Below are 18,090 nucleotides of genomic sequence, written 5' to 3'. Positions count from 1 at the left end.
GGAGGCGCCCCGCAACACCGCCACGACCCGGGCAGGCGCTCATGTCCGCGCCGAGATCACCACCCGGCGGTTCTTGGCCCGGCCTGCCGGATTGTCCGAGCCGTCCGCCGTCGTGTTCGGCGCGGCGGGTTTCGACTCCCCGAAGCCCCGCGCCACGAGCCGCGCTTCCGGCAGCCCTCCTTCGGTGGCCAGCCAGTCCGCGACCGCCCGGGCCCGCCGCTCCGACAGCGGCTGGTTGTGCGCGACGTCTCCCTTGGCATCGGTATGCCCGTCGACGTGAATGGTCACCCCGTCGCCGGCCTCCTCCGCCACCCGCCGCGCGACCTTTTTCAGCTCGGCGGCCGCGGACGGTTTGATGTCGGCGCTGTCGAAGTCGAACAGCACGTCGGCTTCGAGGGCGAACGCGATCGAGTCCTTCCCCTCGAACACCTGGCTCCTGCCGACCTCGTACCCCTTCAGCTCCGCTCCCGGGATCTCCACCCCCGGCACCTCGACCCCGGGCGCCTCCACGGCGGGCACCTCGACCGCGGGGATGCACTCCCGCCGCGCGTTGCAGCCCTCCGGCCGGATGATCGAACGACGGATCACGAACGGGCGGATGACGAAAGGCCGGATGATGAAGGGGCGGATCACGAACGGCACCACGCCGCCGTCCTTGGGCTCGGCCTGGCACACCTCGGGGGTCGACACGCCCTGCGCGCTCTGTGCCGGGGCCGAGACGCCCTCCGCGCGCACCGGGTCGAGCTTGATCCCGCCCGCGTCCACGCCGGGAATCTCGACCGGCGGGATCCGTACGGCGGGGATCGACACCGGCGGGATGGACGCGGCCCCCAGGCAGCCGCCGGGCGCCGGGGCCACCTCGGTGCACTGGGCGGGAATGCGGACGGCGGGGATGTCCACGCCCGGGATGGTGACGGCGGGGACGACCTCTCCCCCGACTTTCGCCTCAGGTACGACCACCGGGTCGGCGTGCACCGCCGGCACCTCCACGGCCGGGATCAGCTCGCCGTTCGGGCAGCTCGACGGTTCTGGGCCCGTGGGGGACGGCGTGGCCGGAGCGCCCGGCGGCGTCGTGGCGGCCGAGGCGGGGCTCCGCGACGCCGACGCCGGCGGCTGCCGCTCCTCCCCGCTGCCGCCGGTGTGGGAGAGGCTGCAGGACGCCAGCGCGAGCGCGACCACCGGGAGGAGGAGCCGGCTGCTCGTACGGATCAACCGATCGGTCATGGCCCTCGACGGTACGGGATGCACCTTCAGGATGTGCATAGCGTCGCGCGTCCCCGGCGGGCTTGACCCTCACCCGGCGTCACCCTGCAAGGTGGGACCATGAGCTTCTCCGTAGGGCAGGTCGCCCGGCTCGCCGGCATCACCGTGCGCACCCTGCACCACTACGACGAGGTCGGCCTGCTCGCCCCCGGCGAGCGCACCCGCGCCGGCTACCGCCGCTACACCGACGCCGACCTGGTCCGCCTGCAGCAGATCCTGCTCTACCGCGAGCTCGGCTTCGGCCTCGACGAGATCGCCGTCATCCTCGACGCGCCCCACGCCGACGAGCTCACCCATCTGCGCCGCCAGCACGAGCTCCTCACCCGTAAGGTCGAACGCCTGCGCGAGGTCATCGCCGCCGTCGAACGCTCCATGCAGGCCCACACCCTGGACCTCGCCCTCACGCCCGAGGAGCGCTTCGAGGTGTTCGGCGACTTCCGGCCCGAGGACCACGAACCGGAAGTCGTACGCCGCTGGGGCGACACCGAGGAGTACGCGGAAAGCCGCCGCCGCGTGGCCTCCTACACCAAGGCCGACTGGCTGGAGCTCAGGGCCGAGGCGGCCGCCATCACCGGCGACCTCGTCGCCGCCTTCGAGGCCGGTCTGCCCGCCGACGGCGAACACGCCATGGACCTCGCCGAACGCCACCGCGGTCACATCAGCCGCTGGTTCTACACCTGCACGACCGAGCTCCACCGGTGTCTCGGTGAGCTGTACGTCGACGACCCTCGCTTCCGCGCCACCTTCGAGGATGTGGTTCCCGGCCTGGCGGGCTATTTCCGCCAGGCCGTCCACGCCAACGCCCGCCGCGCCTGACCTCGTACATGCCCTTGCGGGTATATAGCTGGGCGGGTATATTCGCCGCCATGCGCTTCGACGTGCTGGCCGACCCCGCACGACGCCAGATCCTCGACCTGCTCCTGCAACGCCCTCACCTCGTCGGCGAACTCACCCACCACCTCGGCCTCACCCAGCCCGGCACCAGCAAACACCTGCGGGCCCTGCGCGAGGCCGGCCTCGTTGCCGTCCGCAAGGACGCCCAACGCCGCTGGTACGAACTCCGCCCCCAGCCCCTCGCCGAGATCGACGCCTGGCTCACCCCCTACCGCAGGCTCTGGAACCACTCCCTGGACCTTCTCGAAGACCACCTCGACACCATGGACGACTCATGAACGAGACCCTCACCCTGCACCCCGACGGCCGCACCACCCTGCGCCTGCAGCGCCGCCTCCCCCACCCGCCCGGCAAGGTCTGGCGCGCCATCACCCGGCCCGAGCACATGGCCGCCTGGTTCCCCGCCGAGGTCACCATCGACGGCGACCGCATCGCCTACGGTTTCGGCCCCGACGGCCGCATCACCGAGAACGACCCGCCCCACGTCTTCGCCCACACCTGGGGCGAGGACGAGCTGCGCTGGGAGCTCCACCCCGACGGCGACGCCACGCTGCTCACCTTCACCCACACCTTCACCGACCACCACGGCGCCGCCAGCTTCGCCGCCGGATGGCACACCTGCCTCATGGCCATGCTCGCCCACCTCGACGAGCGCCCCGTCAGCCCGCCCGGCGACAGCGCTCCCCTGCACGAGCACTACGTCGCCATCCTCGGCCTGACCTGCGCCACCACCGACGGCGACACCGTACGCGTCGAACGCCAGCTCACCCGCCCCGCCGACCACCTGTGGCGGCGGCTCGACGGCGAGCAGGCCACCCCGGGCGGCCCGCCCCCGGCCCCGTTCACCCCGCCCGCCCTCGCCGCCGGCGCGGTCACGCGCGTGGAGAGCGGCAAGCTCCTCGAATACGACACCCCCGGCGGCCACGTGCGGTGGGAGCTGGCGGCGGGCACCGGCCACGGCGCCCGCCTCATCATCACCCACACCGGCGACCCGTCCGCGCGCGACGCCTGGCGCGTGCACGTCGAGAAGCTCGCCGCGGCCCTGATCGACTGACGGGGGCACTGACGGGGGCACTGAGAGGGGCGCCCGCTTGCGATGGTCACGTGCCGAGGTGCAGGGCCGCGGCCGCCGCGGCCCGCGCCCTGCCCGGCGCCACCAGCAGGTCCGTCGAATCCGACAGCTGATCCACGCACCCGACCACCGGCAATCCCTTGATCGCCGGGTCCGTCACCGACGCCATCAGCGCATCGGCGAACCGGTCCCCGCCGATCACCTGGAACGGCCGGTCGTAGAACCCGCGCACCTCCTCATCCAGCCATCCGGCCAGCCGCGTGCGGTTCTGCAGCGCCGCCACCCGCGCGTACGCCGCCGCCAGCGCCGCCTCGCGCTCACGCCATGACCGGGCCGCCAGCGCCGCCCCCAGCGACTCCCCCAGCTCGGTCGAGCCCGGCATCCGAGCCAGCGCGCTGCCGAGCCACTTGGCGTACGGCGGGTAGCGCCGCCGCAGCAGCAGCGCCAGCCGCATCACCTCCCGCGCCAGCCGCGCTCCCACCACGGCCGACCCCAGTTCGTCGCCCACCTCGCCGCACCGGCCAGGAAACGGCTCCTCCTGCGCGATCCGCCGCCACTGGCAGGCCAGGACGTAGCGCCACACATCATCGGGATACCAGTTCAGCGCCGCCCTGGCCGTCTCCAGCCCGCCCAGCTCCCCCAGCCCGTCGTGGAAAACCTCGCCGCACGTCACCTCCGCCAGGCTCTGCCACGGCGCCGACAGCCAGTCCAGCAGCGACACCCCCTGCCTCGGGTCGAATCCCAGCCGCCCGGCCAGCCACTCCCCCGGCTCCGTCACCGTCACCCCGGAGCGCACCTGCCCGTGATAGGCGAACACCGTCGGGAACCCGCCGAACCGGTCCGGCAGGCCCGCCTCCACCGCCGCCCGCACCTCGGCCACCTGCTCGCCCGGCACGAACAGCAGCACCCTCGGCCCCCAGTCGTGGTCGGTGGAGCGGGCGGTGTCGAACTCCAGCACCTCCGAGCCCGGCCCGATCAGCGCGGCGCTGTGCGTGACCCCGGGGATCAGCGGTGCCACCACGTCGCGATAGAAGGCCCGCGACAGCTCAATACCAGGTACAAAATCGGACATCACGCCGTCCACTGTGCACCAGCGCCGCCGTAACCTCACCCCAATTTTCCGCACCCCAGTTCGTGCCGCCGCCCTCAGCACGGCGTGCCGGCGACTCACGGGCCGGAGCCCGTCTCGGCCGGCAGCGGCGAGACGCCCAGCGCGGACAGAAAGGCCGCGGCCGCGGGAGAAGGCTGGTGCCGGCTCCAGATGAGGTGCTCCGCGCGGGCAGGAGCGTCGCTGAGCCGGACGACGGGCAGGTCGGGGAGCTGGGACACGAAGGCCGCCGGCAGCATCCCGATCCCCAGGCCCTGCCGGATCAGGCGAGCCATGAAGTCGGGGGTCGACACTTCGAAGGCGACCTCGCGCGCCACCCCGGCCGCCGCGAAGGCCTCGTCCGACTGGATCCGGCCTGCGGTGCCCGCGGGGAAGTCGACGAACGGCTCGTCGGCCAGCCTGCGCAGCCTCACCCGCTCCTCGCCGGCCAGCGGGTGGCCGGGCGCGACCACGGCGACGAGGTCGCCGCGTGCCAGCTCGCGGCCGCGGACGTTCTTGGGCCGGACGCCCGGGGGAAGCCCCAGGAAAGCGACGTCCAGCGTGCCCTGGCGCACCCGTTCGACGAACTCCTCGCTGGCGCCGGAACGGAGGCTGATCCGCACCTCCGGGTGGCGCAGGTGGAATCGCCGCAGCGTGACCGGCAGGTCGACCGCCGTGACGGTGGGGATGGCGCCGATGGCGAGCCGGCCGCGGATCTCGCCCGCGGCGGCCGCCACCTCGGCCCTGGCCCGCTCGGCGGCGTCGAGAGCCTGGCGGGCGGCGGGGAGGAACGCCTCGCCCGCCGGAGTCAGCCGGACGCGGCGGCTGGTGCGGTCGAACAGCTTGGCGCCCAGCTCGCGCTCCAGCCGCGCGATCTGATGGCTCAGCGCTGACTGCACGACCAGGCACTGCTCGGCGGCGCGGGTGAAGTTGCTCGTCTCCGCGACGGCGACGACGTAGCGCATCTGCTGAAGCTCCATCCATCCATCGTGAACCACGATGGATCTAATGACAAACATGCATTGGACTCATGGATAGGTCGTCCTCGACGCTGGGACGCATGACGACGACACCTCACCGTTCCGGCGGCCTGTCGCCCGGGTTGCTCCTGCTCATGTCGGTGGCGACCGGGCTGGCTGTCGCGGGCAACTACTTCGCGCAGCCGCTGCTCGACCTGATCGGCCAGGAACTGGGCGTCGGGCCCTCGCTGGCGGCGCTGACGGTGACGGCCGCGCAGGCCGGGTACGCGCTGGGGCTGATTCTGCTGGTGCCGCTCGGCGACCTCATGGAGCGGCGGCGGCTCGCCGTGGCGCTCTACGCGGCGACCGCGGTGTTCCTGCTGGTGTCGGCCACCGCGGCCGATGGCACAGTGCTCCTGGTGAGCACGGCCCTGACCGGGCTGGCCTCGGTCGGAGCGCAGGTCGTGGTGCCGTTCGCGGCGACGCTGGCGGCCCCGGCCGAGCGGGGCCGGGTGGTCGGCACCGTGATGACCGGGTTGATGCTCGGCCTGCTGCTGGCGCGCACCGCCTCCGGAACGCTGTCGGAGCTGGGCGGCTGGCGGACGGTCTACTGGGTGAACGCGGTCCTGATGGCGCTGACGGCCGTGTTGCTGCGGATCTTCCTGCCCCGACTCGGCGGCCACGGCGGGCGCCTGACCTACCCGGAACTGCTGCGCTCGACGGTGGTGATGTTCCGGTACGAGCCGCTGCTGCGCTGGCGGGCGGGCATCGGTGCCCTGAGCCTGGCGTCCTTCAGCGTGCTGTGGACGGCGCTGACGTTCCTGCTGGCGGGGTCGCCGTACGAGTGGACGGAGTCCGCCATCGGCCTGTTCGGTCTTGTCGGCGTCGCCGGTGCGCTGACCGCCACGGTGGCCGGGCGGCTGGCCGACCGCGGACTCGTCCAGATCGTGACCGGCGCGGGGACGGTTCTGCTGGCGGTGTCCTGGCTGGCGATCGCCGCCGGGGCGCGCTCCGTGATATGGCTGCTCGCCGGCGTGATCGTGCTGGATCTGGCGCACCAGGCGGTGCTCAACAGCAGCCAGAACGTCGTCTACGCGCTCCGGCCGGAGGCCCGCAACCGGATCAACTCCGCGTTCATGACCTCCTTCTTCGTCGGCGGCGCGGTGGGCTCCGCGCTGACCTCGGTGGCCTGGGTGCACGGCGGCTGGACCGGCGTGTGCGTCCTGGGCGCCGCCCTCTCGATCGGGACCCTCGTGCTGTGGGCCCTGGAACGCATCACCACCAGCCGCGCTGCCGGGCGAGCCCCGCGGCCCGCGGCTCACCCGGCGCCGGCCGGCTCTACCAAAGGAGAATGAACGTGTCACGCACCGTGTTGATCACCGGAACGACGGGAACCGTGTCCACCGCACTCATGAACGCGTTGGAAGGAGCCGACGCCGGCCTTCGTACCCTCGTCCGCGACGAGTCCAGGGCGCACGGCCTGCGGGAGCGGGGAGCCGAGGTCTTCGTCGGCGACCTCGACGACGCCCGGTCGCTGCCGCCCGCCTTCGAGGGCGTCCACGACCTGTGGCTGCTCACCCCGAACGGCCCGCGCGCTCCCGAGAACAGCATGAACGCCGTGTGGGCCGCCCGCCAGGCCGGGGTGGAGCGCATCGTCCGGCTGTCCGTGGTCGGCGCGGCGCACGACGCGCCCAACCGCAGCGGCAGGTTGCACGCGCTTTCGGACCGGGAGATCGAACGGTGCGGCATGCGCTGGACCATCCTGCGCCCGCACTGGTTTATGCAGAACCTGCTGAACGAGGCGGGCTCCATCTCCTCCACCGGCACGTTCTCGCTGAACATGGCCGCGGCCCGGCTCGGCATGATCGACGTACGCGACATCGCCGAGTGCGCCGCCCGCGTGCTCCTCGACGGCCCCGACCGCCACCACGGCCAGACCTACACCCTCACCGGCCCGCGCTCGCTGACGTTCGACGAGGTGGCGGATGCGTTGAGCCGCGCTCTGGGCAGGCCCATCGCCTACCTGCCGGTCAGCGACGACGCCAGGCGCAAGACGCTGCTCGGCTACGGCGTTCCGCGGTGGATCGTCGACATGCTGGAGGAGTACGCGCAGGCGTATGCCTCCGGCTGGCAAGACGGCGCCACCGACGCGGTGGCCACCGTTCTCGGCCACCCTCCGCGCGACATCGCCGACTTCGTCCGCGACCACGCCGCAGCGTTCACCCAGACCTGATCCTGCTGTACGGACCGGAGGCCCGGCCGTCAATCGAACCGCCCGGTACCATCTGGGTATGCCGGTTCCCAAAGGCTCGACGCTCGACCCGGAGCGCACGCGCGCCACCATCCTCCACGCGGCAACCGCGGTGCTGTACGAGCGCGGGCTCGACGGCATCGGCGTCGCCGAGCTGTGCGCCCGCATCGGCGTGTCCAAGGAGACGCTGTACCGGCACTTCGGCACCAAGGACGGGCTGGTAGAGGCCGTGCTCAAGGCGCGCAGCGAGCGGGTGACGCACTGGCTGGCCAGCGCGGCCGAGGCTGCCGGGGACGATCCCCGGGACCAGCTCGCCGCACTGTTCGACGCCCTGCAGCAGTGGTACGACGACCCGGTCTTCCGCGGCTGCGCGATGCTGAACGCGGCCGCCCAGCACCATGTCGAGGCCGTTCGCGCCATCACCAGGCGCCATCTCGACCGCTACCTGGAGCTCTTGACCGGCATCGCCGACCGCGCCGGAGCAGCGCAACCACATCTGCTGGGACGGCAGCTGCTCATGCTGGTCGAGGGCGCCACCGTCGTCGCCGCGCATCAGGACGGGACCGGCGCGGGTGAGCACGCCCGCCAAGCCGCGCTCACCCTGCTGTCCGCCGCCGCCCGGACCGGCCCTTGCGGCTCACCTCGATGACTCCTCCGCCTTCCTGAAAGGAGCGTCGGGCTTGCATCCGGTACCCAGGTACAGGCTTACGGTCGAGGTATGACACAGAACGTCCACCGTGACCTGGGATGGGCTCCCTCCGCGTGCACCCTGCCCACCGCCGAGCAGCCGTTGCGGGTGGCCGAGTTCGACGCCTTGCTCGCCGGCGCGGTCCGGGCAGTCGCGCGGCCGGAGCGGACGCGGCTGCGGCTGGAGCTCGCCTTCAACCCGGACGACGCCGCCCGGGCCGCCGAACTGGCCACGCGGGAGAACGGCTGCTGCTCCTTCTTCACCTTCACCCTGACCATCGCCGACGGCAGCCTGGCACTGGAGGTGACGGTCCCGGACGAGCACGCCAAGGTGCTGGACGCGCTGACCGAGCGCGCCGGTGCGACGGCGCCGGCGTGAACGCGGCCGGGAGAGGAGCTGGTGATGGAGCGCATCACACGTGAGGAGCTGCTGGAGAACGGGGGCGCGCAACCGGTGGAGGCGCCCATCGGCGCCTATCTGCGCAGCGGGCAGGTCGCCGAGCAGGCCGGGGTCAACCTGCAGACGCTCCGCTACTACGAACGGCGCGGGCTGATCACCGAACCGCCCCGCAGCCCCGGCGGGCACCGTACCTACCCGCCCGAGACCGTCACCCTGCTCACGGTGATCAAAGCCGCGCAGCGGCTCGGCTTCACCCTGGAGGAGGTCGGCGAGCTTCTCGACACCGGCCGGCGCGGCCACCCCACCCCCGACCTGCGCGAGCGCGCCCAAGCCAAGATCGCCGAAGTCGAGGCGAAGATCGCCGGCCTGACCACCATCCGGACCGCGCTGGAGCAGGTGGTCAGCGCGGGCTGCGACAGCCTGACCCACTGCGCCTGCCCCGACTGTCCCCTGCCGTTCGCCGACCTGGCCGACGGCAGCCGCGCCCCTGACGTCCCCGAGGAAAGCTGACGACGTGAACACCCACCACCGCTCAGGACACCTGACACGAGCGGCAGGACCATCAAGGCCGCAATCCCGGCAGGCACACCAGCACGGCCCTCAGCCCACCGCCCGGCAGGCCGCCACCCGCCGCCTGCGGTAGCCGAGCCGCTCGTACACCCGGATGGCCGCCGGATTGTCGTCGTCCACCATGAGCGCCGCCCGCCCGTAGACCGCCACCAGCTCCCGCGACACCCACCGGCACACCCGGCCGGCCAGCCCCGTGCCGCGATGACGGGCCCGCGTCGCCACCCCCGCCAGCAAGCCCACCGTGGGCGCCGACCAGGCATCGGCCGCCACAGCAGCCAGTTCCCCTCCGGTCCGCACGCCCGCCCAGCGCCGCACCCCCGCCAGGCCGGGCACCGCGTACGACGAGGGCGCCTCGGCCGCCAGCAGCGACACGACCTGCGCCATGTCGTCGTCCTCCAGCCACCCGACCCCGCCGTCATCGCCGACCGTGCCGACCGTGCCATCCGCACCCGCCGTACCCGCAAGGTCCGTCTCCAGGCTCATCCACGAGAACCGCCCGGCCACCTCCAGCCCGTCCAGCCTGGCCGTCATCTCCCGCATCAGCGCCGCCTCGCCCAGCGGCCGGTACGACGGGCCCAGCTCCGCCAGCGCATGGCGTACCAGCTCGGCGGCGTGCACGGCGCCACCCCGCACCGCGAGCCGATCCCGCCGCGACACCTGCGGGCAGGCCGCCACCACCGCCTCGCCCAACGCCCACGCCCGCGCGCCGTCGCGCAACCCCTGCGCCGCCCACACCACCAGATCGTCGTCCCCGCAGGCCGCCCGCACCTCGGCCGCGGAGCGGAGCTCGCGGATCACAGAATGGCGCCGGGCCGGTACGCGGCCGCCTCCGGATGCTCCGCGACGACCTCGTCCACCTGCCGCACGACCGCCGTCACCTGGTCGCCGGCCGCCCCCGTGAACGACACCCGGTCGGCCAGCAGCTCCTCCAGCGCCGGGCGGCCGAGCGGGAACCGTTCGTCTCCGGCCAGCCGGTCGAGCAGGTCGTTGGCGGCTCCCCGCGAGCGCATCGCCAGCGCGGCCGCCACGGCATGCTCCTTGATCAGCTCGTGCGCCTGCTCACGCCCCACCCCGGCGCGCACCGCCGCCATCAACATCTTCGTCGTCGCCAGGAACGGCAGGTAACGGTCGAGCTCGGACGCGATCACCGCGGGGAACGCGCCGAACTCGTCCAGCACCGTCAGCATCGTCTCCATCAGCCCGTCGAAGGCGAAGAACGCGTCCGGCAGCGCCACCCGGCGCACCACCGAACAGGACACGTCGCCCTCGTTCCACTGGTCACCCGCCAGCTCCCCCACCATGGACGCGTAACCGCGCAGCACCACCGCCAGGCCGTTCACCCGCTCGCAGGAACGGGTGTTCATCTTGTGCGGCATCGCCGACGAGCCGACCTGCCCCTCCTTGAACCCCTCGGTGACCAGCTCGTGCCCGGCCATCAGCCGGATCGTCCTGGCCAGCGAGGACGGCGACGCCGCCAGCTGCACCAACCCGGTGACCACCTCGTAATCGAGCGAGCGCGGATAGACCTGCCCCACACTGGTGAACCGGTGCGCGAACCCCAGATGGGCGGCGACCCGCTCCTCCAGCCCGGCCAGCTTCCCGCGGTCGCCGCCCAGCAGGTCGAGCATGTCCTGGGCCGTGCCCACCGGACCCTTGACCCCGCGCAGCGGATAGCGGCCGATCAGCTCCTCCAGCCGCCGGTAGGCCACCAGCAGCTCGTCGGCCGCCGTCGCGAAACGCTTGCCCACAGTAGTAGCCTGCGCGGCCACGTTGTGCGAACGGCCGGCGACCACCGTGGCCTGATGCTCCACAGCCAGCCGGGCCAGCCGGGCCAGCAGCGCCACCGTCCGGTCGCGCACCAGCAGAAGGCTGTCACGCACCTGCAACTGCTCGACGTTCTCCGTCAGGTCCCGCGACGTCATGCCCTTGTGCACCTGCTCGTGCCCGGCCAGCGCGTTGAACTCCTCGATGCGCGCCTTGACGTCGTGCCGGGTCACCCGCTCGCGCGCCGCGATCGAACCCAGATCGACCTGCTCGACCACCTTGTCATAATCGGCGATGGCCTCCTCGGGCACCGCAACGCCCAGCTCGGCCTGGGCGCGCAGCACCGCCAGCCACAACCGCCGCTCAGCGACGATCTTGTATTCGGCGGACCACAGGCGAGCCAGCTCGGGCGAGGCATAACGAGCGGCCAGGACATCGGGGATACGCGGCTTGGCAGTCACGTTCGACAAGTGTATTCACACGCCGGCCCCCGCCGGGCGCGCAGGGGCCCGCGCCCGGCACGAACACCCCGACGGTGTCCGGCCACCCGGCATCACACGCGCTTGCCGGTCAGCTCGGCCAGCCGCCGCTCCACGGTCGTCAGCCGATCAGCCAGCGAACGGCTGTGCAGCAGCTCGGCGACCCAGTCGCCCTCGTCGTCGTCCAGCTCCACCACATGCGACGCCGTATCGGCATCGGCCCGGTCGTAGACCATCAGGGCGCGCCGCCCGTCGTCGAAGACCATAACGCCGATGTGATCTCCTCGCCTCGTGTCGTAGTGGTGGACGATGCCGCTGCCGGGGACGGTCGTGTGAGTGATGTCCACTGAACGGGTTCTCCTTTCGTGACGGCCGCTCGGCCGGGATCGGTGTCGATGTCGCCGCGCTCCCCGTACCAATGGGCCAGCCGGCCCCGCCGCGCGACCGCGCGCAGGCGCCGCTCGACCTGCACACGGGCGGCGCTGGTGGTGACGATGAGCACGTCGTCGCCCTCCCGCAACAACGTGACGGGCTCGGGGACGATGGTGTCGCCGTCGCGAATGATCAGTACGACGTTCGAAGGCGCGGGCAGGCGCAGTTCGAAGATCTCCACCCCGTGCAGGCGGGAACCGGGCGGAATCGTCAGCGTGAGCAGATCGGCGCCCAGCACGTCCAGCGGCGCGGCCTCGATGCTCACCTCCCTGGCCTGGCCTGGCTGCGTGATGCCCAGCACCCTGGCCACCACCGGCAGCACAGGCCCCTGGACCAGGACGAACAGCGCCACCAGCACGAACACGATGTTCAGCAGCTGCTGACTGCCGGGCACGGCCGCGACGATGGGAAAGGTCGCCAGCACGATCGGCACCGCACCCCGCAACCCCGCCCAGGAGATGAACGCCTGCTCCCGCCAGCCCGAACGGAACGGAAGCAGGCAGGCGACCACCGACACGGGCCTGGCCACCAGCAACAGCACCAGGCCGACGACGACGGCCGGCAACACCGCGCCACCCAGCTCGCTCGGGTCGACCAGCAGACCGAGCATGACGAACAAGCCGATCTGGGCCAGCCACCCCACACCCTCCGCGAAGGAACGCGTGGCGGCGCGATGCGGCAGGACCGCGTTGCCCAGCACGATGCCCGCCAGATACGCGGCCATGAAACCGGACGCGCCCGCACCCCCCGCCGCGGCGAAAGCGATCACACCGAGCCCCAGAGTCGCCAGCGGGTACAGCCCCGTGGCGGGCAACGCCACATACCGCAGCGCCGCCGTCCCCACCCAGCCGATCAGCAACCCGATCAACGCCCCCGCCACCAGCTGGTACGCGATCTGCCCCGCCACGGCCACCGGACCCGGCAGGTCGACGGCGGCGGTGCTGAACACCAGCACCAGGATCACGGTGGGAGCGTCGTTGAACCCGGACTCGGCCTCCACCAAACCCGCAGCCCTGCGCGGCAGCGGCAGCGACCGCAACACCGAGAACACCGCGGCCGCGTCCGTGGACGACACGATCGCGCCCAGCAACAACGCCAGCTGCCAGTTCATCCCCAACAGGAAATGAGCGCCCGCCGCCGTGACCACGACGCTCACCGCCACCCCCGCCGTGGCCAGCAACGCCGACGGCAACACCAGCCGCCGCAGATCGCTCCACCGCGTGCTCAGCCCACCCTCGATGAGAATGATCGCCAGAGCCGAGGTGCCGAGCGTCTGCGCCAGCCCGGCATCGTCGAAATCGATCCCGAGGACGTCCTCACCGAGCAGCACGCCGAGCGCGAGAAACAGCAGCAGGCCAGGCAGACCCAGCCTGCTCGCCGTACGCGCCGCGGCGATACCCGCCAGCAGGACGACCCCGCCGGCGAGCAGCGCCGCGTACAACTGCTGCAGGCTCATCGCGGCACCTCGAAGGCTCGGTCAGTCCATCCCCTACCCACCCGGACGTGTCTCCCGCAGCCGGTCCGCCCACGCGATGAACTCACCCCGCAGCGGCACCTGGACATCGTCGACGTCCACGAGCGTGACACGCACACCCCACCGGGACGTCGCCTCGCTGATCCGCTCCGCCACCTCCACGCCGCTCCGGCTGATCATCGTCGGCAGGTCCGCCAGATCGGCCTCGGCGATCCGGCGGCGCAACTCCCTCTCGGCGACGACCGTCGCAGCCGCCAGCGGCCCGTCCATCGCCGTCGCGAACCGGACCGGATCGCTCACCTCCGCCACGGCACCGGCCCTGACGCGCACCGCCACACCATCGCGGGTCACCGCCTCGGCGCAGAACAGGTCCAGGCACACCAGCCGCAACGACACCCGCACCGCGCGCTCCACCCCGGGCCACACCACCACCAGCCCAGGCCCGCGCACGCCCACGACCCGCCCCAGCCGGTGCACCACCAACCGCTCGTCCGCGTCGACGACGCGCACCGTCCACATGACGGCCACCACGACGGGCAACAAGCCCAGCAACGCCCACCCCACCGGCTCCATCACGGCGAACTCCCTGACGATGGGGAGGGTGTGACCTGCGAGCATGCCTGTCTCCCGGTCGTCGTCCGCCCGGCCGGCACGCAGGTCATCCCGTACGACCAGGTCCGGGACCGGGCTCCCGTCCACCCAGTCTCGCCCGCCCGCCAGGGCGGCGCCATCGGGCGCAGCACCCATTCCCGAGGGGAGCCACCCTGTAGACGCCGGCGTGCCCGGCCGGATGCCACACCCGGCCGGGCACCTCAACCCCGGCGACCTCCCGCCGCCGTGACCCCCTCAGGCCGGATGACCGGCCAGATCCTGCGCCCCCGCGCCGCCGGCATCCTCCCGCACCCGGGGACCCACCGGCCCCCGCCCCTGCTCGCCGCCCTTGCGCGTCACCACGACGTACAACGTCGGCACCAGAACCAGCGTCAGCAACGTCGAGGAGATCAGACCACCGATCACCACGATCGCCAGCGGCTGCGAGATGAACCCACCCGAACCCGTCACCCCCAGCGCCATCGGCGTCAGCGCGCAGATCGTGGCCACCGCCGTCATCAGAATGGGCCGCAACCTGCGCCGGCCACCCTCGATCACCGCCTCCACCACACCCATGCCCTGATCCCGGTACTGGTTGATCAGGTCGATCAGCACGATCGCATTGGTCACCACGATGCCGATCAACATCAACATGCCGATCAGCGCCGGCACCCCCAGCGCCGTGTCCGTGGCCACCAGCAACCCCACCGCGCCCGTCGCCGCGAACGGGATCGACACGAGCAGGATCAACGGCTGGACGAAACTGCGGAACGTCGCCACCATGATCAGGAAAACGATCGCGATCGCCGCCAGCATCGCCAGCCCCAGATCAGCGAACGCATCGGCCTGATCGGCCGACACACCACCGATCTCGTACGACACCCCCGCGGCCAGCGACAACCCGTCCAGCTTCGTCGTCAACGCCTGCGTCACACTGCCCAGATCCGCCGCGTCCGCCTTGGCCGACACCGTCGCCGACCGCTCACCGTCGATCCTGCTCACCTGCGTCGGCCCGGCCACCTCCCGCACATCCGCCACCGACGACAGCTTCACCATCCCGGCAGGCGTCGGCAGCTTCAAACCCTCGATCGCCTCGACGTCCTCCGGCGCGTCAGCCCCCCGCAGCACCAGATCGCTCGCCCGCCCGTCCAGCATGATCTGCCCCAGCGGCGCGCCACGGAACGCCTGCGCCACCGCCTGACCCACCTGCGCCTCCGACAGACCCCGCTCGGCGGCCTCCGCACGGTCCACCACGACCTCGACCCGCGGCGCACTCGACTCCAGGTCCGACGACACGTCCTTCAACCCGGAAACCTCGCCCATCGCCGCCGCCACCGTGTCGGTCGCCGCACGCAACGCCTCAGCCTCGGAAGCCTGCACGATCACATCGATCGTGTCGGAAGCGAACCCGGCCGCCTGCGCCCCCACCGTGACCTCGCCGACCCCCGACAGGCCCGCCACCTCATCACGCAGCGCCTGCTCGACCCTCACGGTGTCGGCACCCTCCTCAAGGGTCACCGAGTACGAAGCCCGATCCGCGCCACCGCCGACCGCCCCGCCCGACATCGCGTTCCCGCCGCCCACGTTCACCTGGTACGTCTCCACGCCGTCCAGGCCCGCCAGCACCTCCTCGACCTTCTGCGCCGCCTCATCGGTGGTCTTCAGATCGGTGCCCACCGGCATCCGCTGCGACAGCGAGATCGTGTTCTGCCCCGAGGCGTCCAGGAAGTTCGTCTGCAGCCCGCCCGCCAGCCCCATCGTGCCGACGAACACCGCCACCCCGATCAGCACCGTCACCAGCTTGAACCGGGTCGCGAACCGCAGCACAGGAAGGTAGGACCGCTGCAACGGCGAGCGCAACTCCTTCGCCTCGGCCTCCTCACGCTGCTTACGCGCCTGCTCCGGCGTCAGCGCGGGCGCCTTCAAGAACCAGTACGCCAGCACCGGCACCACCGTCAGCGACACCACCAGCGAAGCCAGCAACGCCACCGCCACCGTGATCGCGAACGGGCTGAACAACTCGCCCACCATCCCGCCCACGATCGCGATCGGCGCGAACACCGCCACCGTGGTCAGCGTCGAAGCCGTCACCGCCCCCGACACCTCGCGCACCGCCGTCAAGATCGCCTGAAGCTTCGCCTCGCCGTAACCCAGATGCCGCTTGATGTTCTCCAGCACCACGATCGAGTCGTCCACCACGCGGCCCACCGCGATCGTCAACGCCCCCAGCGTCAGCATGTTCAGCGAATAGTCGCCCGCCCACAACGCCAGCAACGCGATCACCACCGACAGCGGGATCGACACCGCCGTCACCACGGTCGACCGCACCGACAACAGGAACACCAGGATCACCAGGACCGCGAACACCAGACCCAGCAGGCCCTCAGTGGTCAGGCTCTCGATCGACTCCTCCACGTACGGCGCCTGGTCGAACACCACCGACACCGCCGTGTCCGACGAGTCGCCCAGCGCCCTGGTCAGCTCAGGCAACTTCTCCCGGACATCGTGCGAGATCGTCACCGCGTTGCCGTCGGGCGTCATCGTCACCGCCACGCCCAGGCTCGACCTGCCGTCCGTACGGGTGAGCGTCGTCGCCTCCGCCAGCCCACGCTTGATCTCGGCGACATCACCCAGCTTCACCGGCTTGAGCGGCTTCGGCCTGGCCGGCTGCTGCGCGACCGCCCCCTGACCCGGCCGGCCCTGGGCCTGCCCTTGCTGCGGGCTCTGCCGCTGCCCCTGCTGCTGAGACTGCTGAGACTGCTGCGGCCGAGCCTGCTGAGGAGCCGCCGCCGGCGGCGCAGGCGTCAGATACAGGCTCTCCAGCTCCGACACCGAGTCGACCCGCGAACCCACCTGGACCGTCAGCGCCTTGCCGTCATCGATCAGCGTCCCCGCCGGGATCGGCGTGCCGTTCGCCTTCAGCACCTCGGGAATCTGCGCCGCCGACACCCCCGCCAGCGCCATCTTCCTGGCATCCGGCTCGATCGTCACGACCTCCTCGCGGGTGCCCGTGACCGACACCTCGCGCACGCCCTCAACGCCCTGCAACTCCGGCACCAGGATCCGGCGCAGCTTGTCGGCCATCGACCGCTCGTCGCCGCCGTCACCCACCGCCAGCACCAGCACCGGGATGTCATCGGTGTTGCCCGCCACCACCTGAGGCTCGACGCCCTCCGGCAACGTCACCCGGTTGATGGCCTGCTGCATCTTGTTCACCGACGACTCGACGTCGGTGCCGTACTCGAAGGCCACCTGGATCTGCGCCAGGCCCTCCTTCGAAGTCGAGGTCATCTGCTCCATCCCGGCGAGCCCCTGGAAGGAGTCCTCGATCGGCTTGGTGACCTGATCCTCGACGATCTCCGGCGAGGCGCCGGCGAACGGCGCCACCACGAACGCGCCGGGGAACGACAAGGACGGCAGCAACTGCTGTTTCAACTGAGGGATGGCGAACACGCCGAACGCGCTGAGCACCACCGCGATCAGGATCACAAGGCTGCGGTTGACCAGGCTCAACCGGGCGAAAGCGGTCATGGGGTTCCCTCCAAGAGTTCGCCACAGACTAACACTTCGCCTGACACGAATATTTAGACAAGCCGAGCCTTCCTGATAGCCTTCTCAGGAAGGCGAGAGGTGAGTGTGAGCAGCGAACGCGAAGACCTGATCCACCGGATCTCCGAAACCCAGCGTGGCCTCGGGCGACTGTTCGCCCAGCACCACTCCCCCCTGTTCACCTCCAACCTCACCATGCGGCAGCTCAAGGTCGTCATGCTCCTGGCGATCAACGGCTCCTCCTCCGGCCAGGAGCTCGCCCACGCGCTCGGCGTCGGCCTCGGCACCGTCACCGGCATCGTCGACCGCCTCGTCGCCCAGGGCCTGGCCGACCGGCACGAAGACCCCCAGGACCGGCGCGTACGCCGCGTCCAGCTCACCCCCGAGGGCACCGCCCTCATCGAAGAGATCAACAACGCCGGCCACGAGCACTACCGCCGCATCATGGACCACCTCGACCTGGAGACGCTGCGCGCCCTCGACCACGTCACCCGCACCATCCGAGACGTCGCCGCAGACCTCATCCCCGGCAACGACACCTGCCGGCGGTGACGACCGCGGGCATCGTCGCAGGGTTTGCGGGGTGGACCATGATCGTTCTGATCCAAGCCGACGCCT

18 protein-coding genes are annotated in these 18,090 nt (G+C 71.6%); 9 read left to right on the top strand and 9 right to left on the bottom strand.

Features of this window, described 5'->3' with window-relative positions; genetic code table 11:
- Positions 1–39 precede the first annotated feature (39 nt).
- Entirely contained in the window at positions 40–1,224 is a 1,185-nt protein-coding gene (locus tag ACTWPV_RS18245) for an OmpA family protein (RefSeq protein ID WP_443152668.1), read from the bottom strand.
- Between the two features lie 99 nt (positions 1,225–1,323).
- Between ACTWPV_RS18245 and ACTWPV_RS18240 the strand changes: the two genes are divergently transcribed.
- Genes ACTWPV_RS18240 through ACTWPV_RS18230 form a run of 3 tightly spaced genes read left to right on the top strand, consistent with a single transcriptional unit; the run spans position 1,324 to position 3,211 of the window.
- On the top strand, positions 1,324–2,079 hold the full coding sequence (locus ACTWPV_RS18240; RefSeq protein ID WP_443152667.1) for a MerR family transcriptional regulator: 756 nt from the start codon (positions 1,324–1,326) through the stop codon (positions 2,077–2,079).
- Between the two features lie 50 nt (positions 2,080–2,129).
- Entirely contained in the window at positions 2,130–2,435 is a 306-nt protein-coding gene (locus ACTWPV_RS18235; protein ID WP_347645146.1) for an ArsR/SmtB family transcription factor, read from the top strand.
- Positions 2,432–3,211 carry an SRPBCC domain-containing protein gene (locus ACTWPV_RS18230; protein WP_443152666.1) on the top strand — a complete coding sequence of 260 codons (780 nt, stop codon included), beginning with the start codon at positions 2,432–2,434 and terminating at the stop codon, positions 3,209–3,211. The genes ACTWPV_RS18235 and ACTWPV_RS18230 overlap by 4 nt, the downstream gene beginning before the upstream one ends.
- Positions 3,212–3,257: 46 nt before the next feature.
- On the opposite strand, the gene ACTWPV_RS18225 is transcribed toward ACTWPV_RS18230, so the two are convergent.
- Together ACTWPV_RS18225 and ACTWPV_RS18220 are read right to left on the bottom strand one after the other, a co-directional pair.
- Positions 3,258–4,301, bottom strand: coding sequence for a DUF4037 domain-containing protein (locus ACTWPV_RS18225; RefSeq protein WP_443152665.1), 1,044 nt, complete (start codon positions 4,299–4,301; stop codon positions 3,258–3,260).
- Between the two features lie 95 nt (positions 4,302–4,396).
- Complete coding sequence (locus ACTWPV_RS18220; RefSeq protein ID WP_443152664.1) at positions 4,397–5,296, bottom strand: LysR family transcriptional regulator; 900 nt, start codon at positions 5,294–5,296, stop codon at positions 4,397–4,399.
- Positions 5,297–5,376: 80 nt separating this feature from the next.
- On the opposite strand from ACTWPV_RS18220, the gene ACTWPV_RS18215 reads away from it, so the two are divergent.
- The 5 genes from ACTWPV_RS18215 to ACTWPV_RS18195 all read left to right on the top strand — a co-directional run bounded on the left by ACTWPV_RS18215 (position 5,377) and on the right by ACTWPV_RS18195 (position 9,123).
- Complete coding sequence (locus ACTWPV_RS18215; RefSeq protein ID WP_443152663.1) at positions 5,377–6,630, top strand: MFS transporter; 1,254 nt, start codon at positions 5,377–5,379, stop codon at positions 6,628–6,630.
- Between the two features lie 2 nt (positions 6,631–6,632).
- Positions 6,633–7,508: an SDR family oxidoreductase gene (locus ACTWPV_RS18210; RefSeq protein ID WP_443152662.1), complete on the top strand. Its 876-nt coding sequence runs from the start codon at positions 6,633–6,635 to the stop codon at positions 7,506–7,508.
- Between the two features lie 58 nt (positions 7,509–7,566).
- Positions 7,567–8,175 (top strand): TetR/AcrR family transcriptional regulator, encoded by a 609-nt coding sequence (locus ACTWPV_RS18205; protein WP_347645139.1) that lies wholly within the window; start codon positions 7,567–7,569, stop codon positions 8,173–8,175.
- Positions 8,176–8,244: 69 nt separating this feature from the next.
- Positions 8,245–8,592, top strand: a complete 348-nt coding sequence (locus ACTWPV_RS18200) for a hypothetical protein (RefSeq protein WP_347645138.1) — start codon at positions 8,245–8,247, stop codon at positions 8,590–8,592.
- Positions 8,593–8,616: 24 nt separating this feature from the next.
- Positions 8,617–9,123, top strand: coding sequence for a MerR family transcriptional regulator (locus tag ACTWPV_RS18195; protein ID WP_347645137.1), 507 nt, complete (start codon positions 8,617–8,619; stop codon positions 9,121–9,123).
- Between the two features lie 90 nt (positions 9,124–9,213).
- Here ACTWPV_RS18195 and ACTWPV_RS18190 read toward each other — a convergent pair whose 3' ends face one another.
- The 6 genes from ACTWPV_RS18190 to ACTWPV_RS18165 form a co-directional block, all read right to left on the bottom strand.
- Positions 9,214–9,981 carry a GNAT family N-acetyltransferase gene (locus ACTWPV_RS18190; protein WP_443152661.1) on the bottom strand — a complete coding sequence of 256 codons (768 nt, stop codon included), beginning with the start codon at positions 9,979–9,981 and terminating at the stop codon, positions 9,214–9,216.
- A complete protein-coding gene (purB, locus tag ACTWPV_RS18185) occupies positions 9,978–11,408 on the bottom strand; it encodes an adenylosuccinate lyase (protein WP_347645134.1) in 1,431 nt (476 codons plus the stop codon). The genes ACTWPV_RS18190 and purB overlap by 4 nt, the downstream gene beginning before the upstream one ends.
- 92 nt (positions 11,409–11,500) lie before the next feature.
- Positions 11,501–11,692, bottom strand: a complete 192-nt coding sequence (locus tag ACTWPV_RS18180) for a hypothetical protein (RefSeq protein ID WP_347645133.1) — start codon at positions 11,690–11,692, stop codon at positions 11,501–11,503.
- Positions 11,662–13,314, bottom strand: coding sequence for a potassium/proton antiporter (locus tag ACTWPV_RS18175; protein WP_347645132.1), 1,653 nt, complete (start codon positions 13,312–13,314; stop codon positions 11,662–11,664). The genes ACTWPV_RS18180 and ACTWPV_RS18175 overlap by 31 nt, the downstream gene beginning before the upstream one ends.
- A 33-nt stretch (positions 13,315–13,347) precedes the next feature.
- Complete coding sequence (locus ACTWPV_RS18170) at positions 13,348–14,079, bottom strand: SPFH domain-containing protein (protein ID WP_347645130.1); 732 nt, start codon at positions 14,077–14,079, stop codon at positions 13,348–13,350.
- A 99-nt stretch (positions 14,080–14,178) separates the two neighbouring features.
- Positions 14,179–17,454: an efflux RND transporter permease subunit gene (locus ACTWPV_RS18165; protein WP_443152660.1), complete on the bottom strand. Its 3,276-nt coding sequence runs from the start codon at positions 17,452–17,454 to the stop codon at positions 14,179–14,181.
- 105 nt (positions 17,455–17,559) lie between these two features.
- Here ACTWPV_RS18165 and ACTWPV_RS18160 point away from each other — a divergent pair, with 105 nt between their 5' ends.
- Positions 17,560–18,024 carry a MarR family winged helix-turn-helix transcriptional regulator gene (locus ACTWPV_RS18160; protein WP_347645128.1) on the top strand — a complete coding sequence of 155 codons (465 nt, stop codon included), beginning with the start codon at positions 17,560–17,562 and terminating at the stop codon, positions 18,022–18,024.
- The last annotated feature ends 66 nt before the right edge of the window (positions 18,025–18,090 follow it).

The organism is Nonomuraea sp. KM88 (assembly GCF_052245635.1).
In the GTDB taxonomy this organism is placed as follows: Bacteria; Actinomycetota; Actinomycetes; order Streptosporangiales; family Streptosporangiaceae; genus Nonomuraea.
This window is presented reverse-complemented; position numbering and strand designations above follow the sequence as displayed.